The sequence below is a fragment of the Bacteroides intestinalis genome (assembly GCF_003464595.1).
GTDB classification, from domain to species: domain Bacteria; phylum Bacteroidota; class Bacteroidia; order Bacteroidales; family Bacteroidaceae; genus Bacteroides; species Bacteroides intestinalis_A.
The window spans coordinates 221,714-236,074 of record NZ_QRZF01000005.1; the positions used below are offsets into that span (position 1 = coordinate 221,714).

Annotated in this window: 9 protein-coding genes; 4 read left to right on the plus strand and 5 right to left on the minus strand. The window is 42.1% G+C overall.

Going from position 1 to position 14,361, the window contains the following annotated elements:
- Positions 1-414 precede the first annotated feature (414 nt).
- The gene (locus tag DWW10_RS09310) at positions 415-3,198 is read left to right on the plus strand and encodes a TonB-dependent receptor (RefSeq protein ID WP_022393055.1); all 2,784 of its coding nucleotides are present in this window, start codon (positions 415-417) and stop codon (positions 3,196-3,198) included.
- Here DWW10_RS09310 and DWW10_RS09315 read toward each other — a convergent pair.
- The 5 genes from DWW10_RS09315 to DWW10_RS09335 form a co-directional block, all read right to left on the minus strand.
- Positions 3,158-4,042, minus strand: coding sequence for a helix-turn-helix domain-containing protein (locus DWW10_RS09315; protein ID WP_022393056.1), 885 nt, complete (start codon positions 4,040-4,042; stop codon positions 3,158-3,160). The two genes, DWW10_RS09310 and DWW10_RS09315, sit on opposite strands and share 41 nt — an antisense overlap.
- 154 nt (positions 4,043-4,196) lie before the next feature.
- The gene (locus DWW10_RS09320) at positions 4,197-5,267 is read right to left on the minus strand and encodes an endonuclease/exonuclease/phosphatase family protein (protein ID WP_022393057.1); all 1,071 of its coding nucleotides are present in this window, start codon (positions 5,265-5,267) and stop codon (positions 4,197-4,199) included.
- Between the two features lie 255 nt (positions 5,268-5,522).
- On the minus strand, positions 5,523-6,512 hold the full coding sequence (locus tag DWW10_RS09325; RefSeq protein WP_022393058.1) for a fimbrillin family protein: 990 nt from the start codon (positions 6,510-6,512) through the stop codon (positions 5,523-5,525).
- A 41-nt stretch (positions 6,513-6,553) separates the two neighbouring features.
- Positions 6,554-7,513, minus strand: coding sequence for a DUF5119 domain-containing protein (locus tag DWW10_RS09330; RefSeq protein WP_259320454.1), 960 nt, complete (start codon positions 7,511-7,513; stop codon positions 6,554-6,556).
- 2 nt (positions 7,514-7,515) lie between these two features.
- Positions 7,516-8,484: a DUF3575 domain-containing protein gene (locus DWW10_RS09335; RefSeq protein WP_022393060.1), complete on the minus strand. Its 969-nt coding sequence runs from the start codon at positions 8,482-8,484 to the stop codon at positions 7,516-7,518.
- 611 nt (positions 8,485-9,095) lie between these two features.
- On the opposite strand from DWW10_RS09335, the gene DWW10_RS09340 reads away from it, so the two are divergent.
- From DWW10_RS09340 to DWW10_RS09350, 3 genes are all read left to right on the plus strand, one after another.
- Entirely contained in the window at positions 9,096-9,695 is a 600-nt protein-coding gene (locus DWW10_RS09340) for an RNA polymerase sigma-70 factor (RefSeq protein ID WP_022393061.1), read from the plus strand.
- Between the two features lie 60 nt (positions 9,696-9,755).
- Positions 9,756-10,757 carry a FecR family protein gene (locus DWW10_RS09345; RefSeq protein WP_118420782.1) on the plus strand — a complete coding sequence of 334 codons (1,002 nt, stop codon included), beginning with the start codon at positions 9,756-9,758 and terminating at the stop codon, positions 10,755-10,757.
- A gap of 96 nt (positions 10,758-10,853) precedes the next feature.
- Complete coding sequence (locus DWW10_RS09350; protein ID WP_259320455.1) at positions 10,854-14,357, plus strand: TonB-dependent receptor; 3,504 nt, start codon at positions 10,854-10,856, stop codon at positions 14,355-14,357.
- The last annotated feature ends 4 nt before the right edge of the window (positions 14,358-14,361 follow it).

Below are 14,361 nucleotides of genomic sequence, written 5' to 3' on the forward strand. Positions count from 1 at the left end.
AAAATATTCAATCTTTTTTTTATTTTCTGTAACGTGTGGAAAAGAAGTGGGTTGATAAATAATAATATGGGTACGCGGACGACGCGGATGAAGACGGACGAACGCGGACTTTATAAGGCTGAAAGCCTCTCCTATTATGCAACCATTATCAGGGAACTACACTTTCTGTTTATTCTCAATAGGGTGAGAACTTTTTCTCTCTTTGTTGAGCAATAGCTCTCAACATAGTGAGAAAGTTTTCTCAATTAAGCGAGAAACAGTTCTCACTGTAATAAGCATTCATTAGACATTATGTACATATCATTTCCGCACGTTAGCTAACAAAGACAAAAGCGATATTTTAAATTTTCTTTATCAAAGTATTGTATACAAACGAAAACTCCCTAATTTTGTGACTGCTATAAAAGACTTAAGATGAACGTGCACAAAACCTGGATATTATTGCTATTCTTACTAATCCCGACTATTCTATTCGCTCAAAAAACAAGAACAGTCAAGGGAAAAGTGTGCACGGCGTCAGATACCCAAAAAGGGGAAGAACCCTTACCTTACGCAAGCATTGTTATTTTGGGAGGAAAAGATTCCACTTTCATAAAAGGAGCTGCAAGCGATACGGACGGACACTTCAACCTTCAGTTTACTACTCAGAAAGGAACACAATATCTACTCAAAGCTTCTTATACGGGCATGCAATCTGTCTTCCGAAAACTGGATGGCAATGCTTCAACCATTAATCTGGGCAGCATCCTGCTGGAGGAAGGCATCGAATTGGGAGAAGTGACTGTTAAAGCTCCAATACGCGAAATAGACCAGGTGGGAGATACCACCGTCATCAATGCAGCAGCTTATAAAACACCGGAAGGCTCCTATCTGGAGGCTCTGGTGAAACGTATTCCCGGAATGGAATATGACAGTGAAACCAAAACCCTGAAGTACAATGGACTGCCTATCAATGAAATCAACGTAAACGGTGAAGCCTTCTTTGCGGGCGACAACAAAATGGCACTGGAGAACCTCCCTGTAGAGTTAATCAGCAAGATAAAAGTATACGATAAGAAGAGCAAACTGGAAAAGCTGACAGGCGTCAGTACCGGAAAGGAAAACTATGTACTCGACTTGCAGACCAAAGCAGAATTCAACGGAACCCTTCTTTTATCTGGACAAGCCGGATATGGCAATAACAACAAAAAGGACTTCAACCTGCAAGGTAACTACTTCAAGAATAACGGAAACAACCTCTCCGTCATTGCCAATTCCGGTAATCTCAACATGAGAACCAGCTATAAAGACAACATACAGGAGAACGTTGCATTGAACTTTACCCAAAAGTACAATAAAAAACTGACTCTCAACGGGAATATGTCCTATCACCACAATAACCAAGGCAACGTATCCACATCCTACAATGAACAATACCTGACAAGCGGAAACAAATACCAATACTCTGCCGGCGACAATACGAACGGCAGCCGTAATATGAATGCGACATTGGGCTTAAACTGGCAGGTAGATAGCATGACCTTTGTTAATATCTACGGTAATTTCAATCTCACCCGTAATAATAGTGCCAATAATAACCGCCAGGGTACATTCAATGAAAACCCTCATCTGGATATCCTGGACCCTTTCAGTACCATCAGTGAAGTACCCGATGATCAAAAAATCAATGATATTTCTATGGGGTCGCTGACGAGAGGCAATCAACACCGGTCTTCCTTCCACGCAAATATCATGCGCCGGATCAATAAAAAAGGAACTTCCGTTGGACTGACAGCTCAATACAATGATAGTAAAAATGACAATAACAACTTCTCCGTATCGTCAACGACCTATTATCAACTGAAAAACAGTGCCGGAAACGACTCCATACTCTACCGCAACCAGTACTCATCGAACCTGTCGCCCAACCGTTCACAAGGCATCGGGGTAATGTTCACCCATCCTTTCACCAAGAAACTACGCTCACAGATCTCATATAATTTCAATTATAGCAAGCAGAAAAATGACCGCAATACATACGACCTGTCCGGCTTTATGGAAGAAGCGGAGGTGCAGCCCGGCTATCTGCCCGAAGGATATGAGACGAGTTACATCGACAGTCTGAGTAACCGAAGCCATAGCAGTACCCTGCAACACGGAATCAATCTGTTTCTTAACTACTCCGACACCACCTGGAATGTCAATGCCGGGATGTCCGTAAAACCCGAACGCCGTAGCCTGAACCAAAAAACAGGTTTACATAAAGCAGATACCACCCTTCGCTCTGTCGGTTTCCAGCCTATGTTGTTCGTCTCATGGCAGAAAAAGAAAAACAGGGTCATCCTGCACTATTATGGAAATACCTCGCAACCGTCATTATACGATCTGATCGCCCCCACCAACATCAGCGACCCGCTCAACATTACGCGAAGCAATCCCAATCTGAAGCCTACTTACAATCAATCCGTCCGACTGGAAGCACAGAATACGAAGCAAGGCATCTTTGCCACACTGAACTGGAACAACAGAATCAACAGCCAGACCCGCGCAGTGACCTACAACCAGCAGACAGGCGGGCGTGAAACCTATCCGGTCAATATCAACGGTAACTGGAACATGAACGGTGTACTTCGATATCAGAAGCGCATCAAAAGTTTTAGCCTGAATGCCAATGCCGGAGGCTCTTTTGCGCAAGATGTCAGCCTCATCAACGAAAACCAGACCGAACAACCGGAGCGTAGCACCACTCACAACACCGGGATAAACACTGATCTCCGCCTATCCTATCAGCCTAAATGGGGAAACTTCGACCTGAACGGAAGATGGAATTTTCAACATTCTGCCAACTCGCTTCTGGAAACAGATACTTACACCCGTAATTATGCTTTCGGAATAAACGCCTTTGCCGATTTACCAAAAAGTATACAGCTGAGAACCGATGCGAATTATTCTTTCCGAAACGGTACGAACATAAAGAAGGGGGAAGACGACCAATTTGTATGGAACGCAAGTATCACATGGCGTTTCCTGAAAAAGAAGCAAGCCGAAGTATCAGCCAACTGGGTGGATATACTCAGCCAACAAAAGAGTTATTACCGCAGCACTATGGCAGATGGCTTTTACGAGAGCCATACGCAACAGATAGGCAGTTACTTCATCGTCTCTGTGAAATACCGTTTTAACCAGCCTCTCCGCAAAAAGTCTGCGTCTCCTCAGTAGCAACAGATTGCACCGAACGAAGCCCGCGAGGGGAAGAACCAAAATACTTCTTACAGTAGTTAGAGAAATGAGGTAAAGATTCGAAACCATATTTATAGCAGATTTCGGAGATAGTGGCATCCGTATACCGAAGTTCATAAGCTATGCTCTCTCTGCGTTTCTCCATCATCCACTCATAAACAGGTTTATGGAACACAGAGTTGAAAATGCGCCGGAAGGTGGTAGTAGTGTAACCACCTAATTGGGCTAATTCTTCCACAGTCTTCACCTTCATATGGTTTTGTAAAACAAAATACTCAAAGCTGGACGTATATCTGGACAGTGAATGCACCAACATAGAGAGATCATAATCAGAATAATATTGTCCCAGAATAAAAGCAAGTTCTTTCCGTTTAAGAGAAAGCAATTCCCGGCAAATCTTCTCTTCTACCAAATAAGCTTTTGAAGCACTCAGAAAGAAATTCAATTCATTAGTAATTTTCAAAGGCGTGAATATGAGGGGAGGAGTTACACTTTTCATTATATATTTATAGCGTTCCTCGCAAAACAATTCAGGCTGATTGAAGCGGTAACAAACACATTCCACATCCGTCAGAGCAAGAATCTCATACTTTGAACCGATAGCCTGAAGAATAAACTCACCGGCATGCAGCACAGTACCTGCATACTCCTGACTGTTGACAAGAGCTTCTCCTTCTAACAGAAAAATCATGATATTCTCTTCGCATTTTTGGGCAGGAAGGTGGAAGCCTCTTGAATGAGAGGCATAAATGATAGCATTAGCCACAGCCTTAGGGCACTGCTGACACGATATGACCGCACCACATGCAGAGTAAGTTTGCATTGTAGATTGAATGTTTTTTGTTTGTTATTGTGCGGCAAAAATAAGAATATTATGGGAAGAAACAAAAAAATCCCCAAAGACTTTACAAAAGGGAAAGTCTTCGGGGATAATTCTTCAATCTATCATCCAATAATGCTATGGCAAGCGCAGTCTCTTATAACGACTTCGAAGAAGCCTTCTGAATCTTGAAAGTTGCAAGGTTCCCTTTGTGATCTGTAGGCCAAACACAGGAGGGGGTCAGGAACTTATCTTTGGAATCATTTTCTGTTATTATGCCTCTCACAACTGTTTCGGAAGGTCCTACCAATATGCAATTTTTCAATGAAAGAATCGAGTTCATCGGATAATAATAAATAAAATCAATCCGGTCACGTTCATCGGCTTCGGGTGCCCAAGCTAATTTTTCCAGTTTAGCTTCTTCTGCAAGCTTATTTCCTGCGGGAAATGTGAAGCCGGGATATCGAACAGGATTAGGATATTTTTCACGATAACTATCCTTGAATCCAGCTTCATGAAGCATCATAGAACAATCCCAATGAATGACAGCCCCATTGTGATCCCATAGATTTTTTGTGTCCGCCTGCCAGTCCAAATGGGAAGGCTCGTTGAAATCTCCTCCCATAATAACCGGACGTCCTTGTTTAATATCGGTTTGCACTTCTTCCACGAAAGCACGGATAGACTCATCTCTGAATGACAAACGATTGGCTTTCAGGACCTCGGACTCATCTGTTATAGGATTATCTATCTTTTTCCAGCTCGTGCCACTATATCCACGTGGCATATAACATTCATAATTCCGATAATCTAAATGGCAGGAATAAAAAGAAACCGGCTGCCCTTCGATTGTGGTTGTCATTTTCACCATAGCACGACTTTCATCACCCGGTACAATGCAGCATTTAGTCATGCTATCCGGTTTGAACTTACTTAAAATACCAATTGCCAGATCGAAAGTCTCTCCATAATAATGCTTTCCCCTTTTCTTCAATTCCTCTATCACGTGTGGTATAAACCGCTTTCCATCTCTGACTTCACATAGGAAAACTACATCTGCATCCATCTGATCCAATACATCAATAATTCCTTGATCTCCATTAGGCACTTTAGCACCTCCATGCCACAGGTTTAATTGAAAAACTGTAAATGCACTTTTTGCTTTTGCATTGCAGAGATTAACTGAACAAAACAGGCATAGTAATAACAATAGTAGATTCTTTTTCATTTCGTTAATGCATTCTATAACTTTGATAAATTATAAGTTTAGACAAAAGTAGTACATTCTTTGTGCATTCCAAGCTGTTTATGCTGTTTTTGAGCTCTCTTATCCGGCTAATTCTTTTATTACTTTATTTAGAAATATGGATACTTAGTTCCTGCATTCAAAAAGAAGACATATAAATAAAAAACTACGAGAAGAATCCCGTAGTTTTTTATTTATACAATCTTATGAATAGTGTTCATAAATACAATTTAACATTTAGCCAGCAGGAGTATTTTTATCTGTATTACCTTCTGTATCCCATCCATTAATCTTTTCAACATCCCATCCAATAGGAGTTGCACCATTGGTTAGAGTTAATGTATAGCGTATTCTATTATTGGCATTCCACACAATGCCAGATAATGAAATTTCCTTTCCCCCTTCAGGAGTCGAATAATACTCGACACCTTTTGCATCGACAATTTTATACTTAACTACTATTTTAGCATCACTCCCTAAGGTTTGAGGCAGTAACATTAGAGCTTCAGTACCTAGAGGAGCAGAATCACTACCAGTAACAGTATTATTTGCTTCTGTTTCATCTAAAGCACAAGCATATGTAAGCGGATTTGTTGCACTTCCCCAAGTTTCATCATAACTATATGTAGCTACACTCCCAATATTTTGAAGTGAGAGTTCTGTTACTATATAATTCAATTTATCTGTGGCATCACCTGCTTTTATTGAAAAATTCACTTGCGTTAAAATATGAGAAAAGACAAATGTCACAGTTTTAGTAGACTTTGTACCTGTAACTTTAGCCACCAGTAAATCTTCTTGTTCACTTGCTTTAGCAGAAACTGTATAGTTAGCTATAGTAGGATAATTATCTGTAGGAGTAACAGTCAACGCAGCTGAAGCCTTAGTAGAGGCATAAGCAAAAAATTGAACATTACCAGTACTTGGCCAATAATAAGTAGCACTTTTCCAAACAGAGTTACCGGTATCCCATGAAACTTTCTCATTCTCCATCAGAGATTTGTCAAGAGTTCCTGCACCCAAAGCCAACTCTCCTGTATTATAGGCATAGACATAAAATCCGTTTGTTTTTAATTTATCCAAGGTTACCTCTGTTGCCCTTGTACTTTTCCCAACTATACTACTAAAGTTAATCTCCGCCTTTTCACCAGCCTTCTCAATCTCTTCATTCTGTGAGCAACCTACGATTGCCAACGCAGCAACTGCTGTTAATAAAATCTTCTTCATAATCGTTTGTTTTATAAGTTAATATTTTAATTTATTTACTTTCAATTTACAGGTAATTCCACATCCGTCTCATCATCCCAATCTCCTACATCACCACCCATACCACCGCCTCCATCGGGAGGAACTTCCACATCATCCACTTCTATTTCTTCATCAATCGGTATTTCAATATCCGTTGCCGGATCTCCCCCTCCCTCTTCAGGAGGAGCAGGCGGAGGAGATGGAGTAGTTACAGCAGCTGTTATGTCAACCTTTACTTCCTGAACCGTATTATCGACTTTCACAAGTAGTAATTTCATCGTTACCTCGCTGCCTGAACGTGTACCTGCTGATTCTGACGTAAAAAAAGCAGAAAAGCTACCACGTATTACATCACCTCCTTTTCGGGCCTCTACATAAATTGGGGCAACACTTGCTGTACATGAGCCATTACTGATGTAATAAGAACCATTCATCCCGTCTACATTACAGATAATGCTTGCCACATTCTTCAATCCTTTCACCTTTATTTCAAAAGAATAGTTCTTGACCACCAGTTTCGGCTGAAACTCCATCAAAAGCATCTTCTCACTCTTTTCTATTCTCATATCTTTCACACTTACTACATACAAAGGGTCCGGTGACCACACCATCGCTTCACTGGTACTAAGCCCTGTACACGGTCCGGTGTAAGCCTCAATCGTCTCAAACGCCCCATCACCACGAATCAACACACTCTCCGTATTATAATTGTAAATCACCATGTCATAATATCCCGGTGGTACTTTCACCACTCCCCCCTCAACCGAGAGATAGCTCTCCACCTTTCTTCCTTCTTCGCTTTTCGGGTAGAAGATCACCCTCATTCCTTCGGGTAACTGCTCCGTCACCCCCTTCCAATTAAGCTTAATCTGTACTCCGCTGACAGGATAATCGTCCAGTATATCTCTAAACTCACATCCCGCTAAAAGTACCGATAGCCCCAATAGAAGCAAAAGAAACACACATTTTGTACACCGCATAGCTACCGCCTCCTTCCCTGAATGAGCCATACCAAAGAAACCTTGGCTTTCGTAGGCCCTATAAAATGATAGCGTCCGCTACTTGTCCATATCAAATCACTTTCGTAGGTAGTATATTTTCGGTATTCTGTTTCCAGATAGCCAATCCCCAGACTGAATTCAAGAGCCAGGTGCCGGGCCAGTCGATGACTGTAACCATAAGTCAGTCCAGAAGCTGCATAATAGTTTCCCCGATATCCTTTATCCTTATCAAACTGGAAGTCGTACACTCCCCCTTCAGCATATATTCCCAGAAAATGTCCTGTCAGCCGTTCACGATTCTTACGATTTCCAAGCCAGTAACGTACCTCAGCACCTCCCGAAAGAAGCTGGTAACAGAAGCCGCGCTTGTTGTTCGACCACCAAGGACATTTATATTCCATATTCAAAGACCACCGCTGCCCTACGGGCAATTCTACCTCCACATTCGGAGCCAAAGCTAAATCATAAAGTATATTGTTCTTCAACGCAATCACCGTTCTACGCGGGGTTTCCCTCTTGCTTTCTGCCTCAACATACGGAGAAAAAGTCATTAGTTCTATTTTTCCCTCCGGTAAAGCATCTACAGGCAATGCTAATGCAGCTATCGGCAAACTGACTTTCATCTCCCCTATCCGTTCTACCTTCCGGAATTGATGTTCCGACAAATAAGCGTAAGGTTTTCCACCATCCAAATAGCGCAACAGCTTTATCAGTTTTTCAAAGTTCCCGAAGTGTCGCCGGATCAACGCCAGCACTTCTTCTTTATCCGGCACCTGCGGATCATTCATTACCCATTGGTATATTTTGCTCCAGGTTTCCGGTTGTAACATTCGGTCCGTCGGGTTGCAAATATCCTTGTTCGCTGCTAATCTTTCAGCTCGCATCTCTGCTTTTCCTAATATCAAAAAAGAGAGTATTAAGAATATATATAAACCTACGCGAACCTTCATAACTTTGCTTTGTATTTGACAAATGTATATTTAAAAAATTGAAAGAAATACAATTATTATGACTCTTTTCAGGGGGTGGAAGCTTCTGTGAAACGAATGAAACAGATTTGCAACTTTGCAACATAAAAGAGGTCTCATGCTATTTGATAATCATTTAGCCACTATCATCCACTATATTGTCTCAAAAAGACAGTTCGTGTGCGAGAACAGTGAATATCCGTGAAAGAATTATAAAAGGAATATCAAACGGAAGCAAATATTTGGAGGAAACAGGGTGAGCACTTATATTTGCAATGTGATTTTTTTCATAGTATTAGATTTAAGGTTAACAAAGGTTGGAGTACAGCGGTACTCCTTTTTTTATACCCATACTTTCCGATACTACTCTTCTTCACCATACCAACTCCGTGTCAAGTCCATACCAAGTCCGTACCAAGTCCAAGTGTATAGACATGGAGCTAATACGGAGTAGACAGGGCTTTGACTATGTCCGAGGGATAAAGCAGACTAAAAATATCCCCTACTATTCCATTAATTCCGGAAATTATTAATAATATTGTAACCTGTTACGTAAGTACAAGGCATACCTTTGAGGCCTAAATCAATAATATATGATTGCAAACGAAAATAGAAGTGAATTGATACAATCACTGAAGGAGGGTTCTTTTTCTGCATTCGAGAAGTTGTACAACCTGTATAGCGGCAAGCTCTACAACTTTATGATGCGCCTTTCTTCCGGCAATCAATATATGGCCGAGGAGGTGGTACAGCAGACGTTTATTCGCCTGTGGGAAGTACGTGAGAAGGTTGACCCTACCGAAAATTTCGTTTCTTACCTCTGCACCATAGCCCGTAATCTGTCGATGAATATGTATCAGCACCAGACTGTGGAATACATCTATACCGAATACCTGTTGAAAAGCAATCCCGACCGGGACCATCAGACAGAAGAAAGCACAGACCTGCGCTTTCTGAACGACTATATAAATTCACTGGCCGAAGAATTGCCCCCTTCGCGCAAAAAAATCTTTTTGCTCAGTAAACGCCAAGGCTATACCAACAAGGAGATAGCCGAGAAGATGGGCATCTCGGAGAGTACGGTCGCCACACAACTTTCACTTGCCGTGAAATTCATGCGTGAGCAATTTACGAAGCATTACGATAAGCTGATTCTTGTCTTATGGGCCTTTTTTGTTAACAAAATGCAATAATACCCGGTATGTTTGGATACGAAAGCAAGGGTAACTGTATACTATTAAATAAGTAAGAAGATGGAGAAAGAATATTATAAGAACTTAGCCGAGAAATATTTCGCAGGAGACATTACCGAAGCGGAAATCAGCGAACTGGCCGGATGGATACGCAACAACGTGCAGCTGTCCGACTGGTGGGAAGAGGAATTCGAGAAATCCGATGCTGACATTCCTCTCGACCTACGCGACAAGATGTTCGCACGGATTAAGGCGGAAGTTCTCAATGAACCTGTCCGCACTCCTGATGTGAAGCCTACAGAACGTTCTCCGAGAAAAGCTCTTGTCCCCGTTTGGGCAAAATGGGCGACTATGATCTGCATTCCTATCTTCATCGCTTTCTTCACTTATAATATCCTGAGTATTTCCGACACTGGTCACCAGTCACCTTTCATTGTAAAAGCCGATAAAGGAGACAAAGCTACGGTAGTGCTACCTGATGGAACGGATGTTATCCTCAATTCAACTTCCCAACTCAGCTATCTAAGCGATTTCGGCAAAAACGAGCGCCGGGTACAACTGAACGGTGAAGGCTACTTTAAAGTAGCACACGATCCTCGCCATACCTTTATTGTACAGGCAGGCGAACTGGAAGTAAAAGTTCTCGGTACCGTGTTCAATGTCTGCGCTTATCAGGACGAACAAGATGTAACCGTAGTTCTAATGGAAGGAAAAGTCGGCGTACATACCCCTTCTTCCTCCCTAGTCATGAAACCCGGAGAGAAAATAAACTATAATAAATCCACCCATAAATTTACTACTGAGAAAGTCTATCCCGAAGATTATGTGACATGGACCAAAGGCAGCTTGTATTTCCAGAACGAATCTCTGGACAACATTATGAAAGCCCTTTCACGCGTTTATGATGTCACGATACACATCGACTCTCCTCGAATTGCAGAAGAGCGGTTTACCGGAACAATACCCGGTGGTGGTATACAGAATGCTCTGGATATTATAATGCTGACCTCCCCGTTCCGCTACGAAGTGAAGGACTCAGTCATTATATTAAAAGAGAAATAAATCCCATATTGTTAATGTGAGTTAAAAACTAAGAGTCGCTTGGACGGCAGTATAAAGGAACCTGTATACCTATCAAACCAACTTAATTTATTTGATATGAAAAACAGGAAAACCAAAAATCTAAGAACTATGCGGGCTCTTTGCCTCTCTCTGTTCTTGAGTGTATCACTGGGGCTTTTCTCGCAAATCACCGTCACCGTGGAAAATACTCCGCTACGTGCCGCACTGAAAAAGATAGAGCAGGTCAGTGATTACAAATTCTTCTACAACGAAAAGCTGACAGAGCTGGATCAGGCTGTCAGTTTCAGTGTAAGTAATGCCACTATTGCCCAGACGATGCAGAAAGTTCTGACGGGAAGGGAGCTTACTTACAAGATGGAAAAGGACAATGTAATAGTACTGTTGAAAAAAGAGTCTGTCAACCAGAAGACTAAAACTATTACGGGAATAATAGTCGATGAAACAGGAGAACCGATCATCGGTGCCAGTGTTGCCGTTAAAGGCACCTCACTGGGCACTATTACGAATGTAGACGGTGAGTACACACTGTCTAATGTTCCGGAGAGCGCAGGAGTAACCATTTCATTCATCGGCTACAAAACAATGACTTTCCTTGCCGGAGCCAAGGCACTGACGAAAGTGACTATGAAAGAAGACAGCGAAATGCTGGATGAAGTGGTGGTAGTAGGATATGGATCGCAAAAGAAAGCAAACCTGACAGGTGCAGTAGGCATGATTACTGCCGAAGATATCAATAATCGTCCTGTAACCTCCGCTGCCAATGCTTTACAAGGTGCCGATCCTTCTATAAATCTTACTTTCAACTCCGGTTCATTGGATTCCAGTTATGATATAGATATTCGCGGAGTAGCTTCTATCAACGGCGGAAGCCCGCTGGTGCTGGCAGATGGAATGGAAGTAAATCTAAATCAAATCAATCCCAATGATATTGAATCTATTTCTGTATTGAAGGATGCTTCAGCTTCGGCTATTTATGGTGCCAAAGCTTCTTCGGGAGTTATCCTCATTACAACCAAAAACGGAAAGAATACAAACGGAAAAGCTACTATTTCATACAATGGCCGTCTGGGATGGCAACAAAACACCACCTCAACCGACTTCATAACAACAGGCTATGATCATGTAAATATTGTCAATTCCTTCTATGAATCTTATCAGGGAAAGCTGATGGCAAACTATACGGAAGATGACTTGCAAATGCTTTACGACCGTAGAAATGACAAAACGGAAAACCCCGACCGCCCCTGGACTGTAGTAGGCGACGACGGTAAGTATTACTATTACGGCAACTTCGACTGGTATGATTACTTCTACCGGAAGACTCGTCCTGAACAGGAACATAATGTATCATTCACAGGAGGCAACGAGAAAATGAACTACTTTGTAAGTGGTCGTTACCTAACACAAGACGGTCTTTTCAATATCTATAAAGATAACTATAAGAATTACTCTTTCCGTGCAAAGATGAACATAGACCTGACCTCACGTCTACGTTATTCAGTAAATGTCAACTATAATGCGACATCTTATAAATATGCCGGTTATTATGATGAACAGCAGACTATCCATAGCCTGCAATCCAATATACTGTCCTCCTTTATGCCACGTAATCCCGACGGTTCTGTGGTACAGTACGTCAACCAACTGACAGCCAATTCCCCCTTAGGCGCAGGTCATGGTGGATTTCTCACTGCAAATGAAGCACGCAACTCGCGTGAAAACAAATACTGGATACTCTCCAACCAGTTTGATTATAAACTGACCCAAGACCTGGTCTTAACTGTTTCCTACGCATATAAGAACAGGAACCGACTCAATAAAAGGCGCAGTATGCCTTTCGACTATTCCCGTCAGGAAAGTGTATTCTCGACATTTACATCAGGCACCATCACCGATTTCTATCAGGAAATACACCACGATATTGACGACCATAATGTAAATGCCTACGCAACTTATGAACACACCTGGAAAAAGAAACATAATTTCAAGGCTGTAGCCGGTACACAATTTGAGGATTACCGGACAACGGAACTATCCGTCAAAAAGGACGATTTGCTGAGTAAAGATTTAAGTTCTATGAGTGTAGCTACCGGCGAATCTACCGTTACCCAAACCATTTCTGCATTCCGCACCTTAGGATTCTTCGGTCGTGTAAACTACGATTTCGAAGGTAAATACCTTGCCGAGGTTAGTGGTCGCTGGGATGGTACTTCCCGCTTTGCCTCCAAAGACCGCTGGGGATTCTTCCCATCGGCTTCCGTGGGTTGGCGCATGAGCCAGGAAAAATTCTGGGAACCACTGCGCTCCTTCTGGAACAACAGTAAATTTCGTTTCTCTATCGGTAGCCTTGGAAATCAACAGGTAAGTAACTATGCATATATAGATAAGATTTCAACGGATAACCTGATGCAATATACTTTTGACGGAACCAAAAGGGCTAATTATGCAAACATTTCCGATCCTATCTCTTCCTCATTGACATGGGAAACCGTAACCACTTACAACTGGGGGCTTGATCTCGGATTCTTCAATAACCGCCTGAATGTGACCGCCGATGTATTTATGCGTGATACCAGAGACATGCTGACCACTTCTCTTACTCTCCCATCCGTATATGGAGCCAAAACCCCTAAAGAGAATTGTGCTGACTTACGCACAAAAGGATGGGAACTATATGTAGGCTGGAATGACCAATTCAAATTAGCAGGTAAGCCGTTCAAGTATAATATTTCGGCTACTATCGGTGATTATATTTCCAAAATAACCAGATATAACAACCCGGATAAACTGATTTCCGACTACTATGAAGGTATGACCTTAGGCGAAATCTGGGGATATAAAGTATCCGGCCTGTTCGCTACGGATGAAGAAGCAGCCGCTTACCAGGCAGAATATAATGACAAAGCGGTCAATGGTCGCGTATATAGCTCGAAAAAAGACAATTACCTGAGAGCCGGCGATGTCCGTTTTATTGATCTCGATGGTGATAAAGTTTTATCAGAAGGTTCCGGCACTGTATCCGATCCGGGTGACAAGAGAATCATTGGTAACAGCCTGCCCCGTTATTCCTACACCTTCCGTCTGGGAGCCAACTGGTTGGGATTTGATATTTCCGCCTTCTTTCAGGGGGTAGGCAAACAAGACTGGTATCCTACCACTTATGCTTATAATTTCTGGGGACCTTATTCATTCCCTTCTCTGTCTTTCATTCATAAAGATTTCCTGAAAGAATGTTGGAGTGAGGAGAATCCCGGCGCTTACTTCCCACGTCAGAGAGGATATGCCTCTTATAGTGGCGGAGCACTTGGAGTAATAAACGACCGTTATCTTCAGGATGTATCTTACCTCCGCCTGAAGAATCTGACCATCGGATATACCATCCCCGTCAACAAGAAAATACTAAACTCGGTACGTGTTTATGCTACCGGTGAGAATTTATTCTACTGGTCGGCCCTGAAGAAGCACAATAAAACGGTAGATCCTGAACTCACCAACACCTCTTCAACATACAACGCCGGTTCTGGAGTGGGATATGGATATTCCCGGTCCTTCTCCGTAGGTATAGATGTTACATTTTAATCTT

Excerpts from the sequence above, each read along its gene's own strand:
- DWW10_RS09310 (WP_022393055.1), top strand. The coding sequence starts at position 415 with ATGAACGTGCACAAAACCTGGATATTATTGCTATTCTTACTAATCCCG.
- DWW10_RS09315 (WP_022393056.1), bottom strand. The coding sequence starts at position 4,042 with ATGCAAACTTACTCTGCATGTGGTGCGGTCATATCGTGTCAGCAGTGC.
- DWW10_RS09320 (WP_022393057.1), bottom strand. The coding sequence starts at position 5,267 with ATGAAAAAGAATCTACTATTGTTATTACTATGCCTGTTTTGTTCAGTT.
- DWW10_RS09325 (WP_022393058.1), bottom strand. The coding sequence starts at position 6,512 with ATGAAGAAGATTTTATTAACAGCAGTTGCTGCGTTGGCAATCGTAGGT.
- DWW10_RS09330 (WP_259320454.1), bottom strand. The coding sequence starts at position 7,513 with ATGCGGTGTACAAAATGTGTGTTTCTTTTGCTTCTATTGGGGCTATCG.
- DWW10_RS09335 (WP_022393060.1), bottom strand. The coding sequence starts at position 8,484 with ATGAAGGTTCGCGTAGGTTTATATATATTCTTAATACTCTCTTTTTTG.
- DWW10_RS09340 (WP_022393061.1), top strand. The coding sequence starts at position 9,096 with ATGATTGCAAACGAAAATAGAAGTGAATTGATACAATCACTGAAGGAG.
- DWW10_RS09345 (WP_118420782.1), top strand. The coding sequence starts at position 9,756 with ATGGAGAAAGAATATTATAAGAACTTAGCCGAGAAATATTTCGCAGGA.
- DWW10_RS09350 (WP_259320455.1), top strand. The coding sequence starts at position 10,854 with ATGAAAAACAGGAAAACCAAAAATCTAAGAACTATGCGGGCTCTTTGC.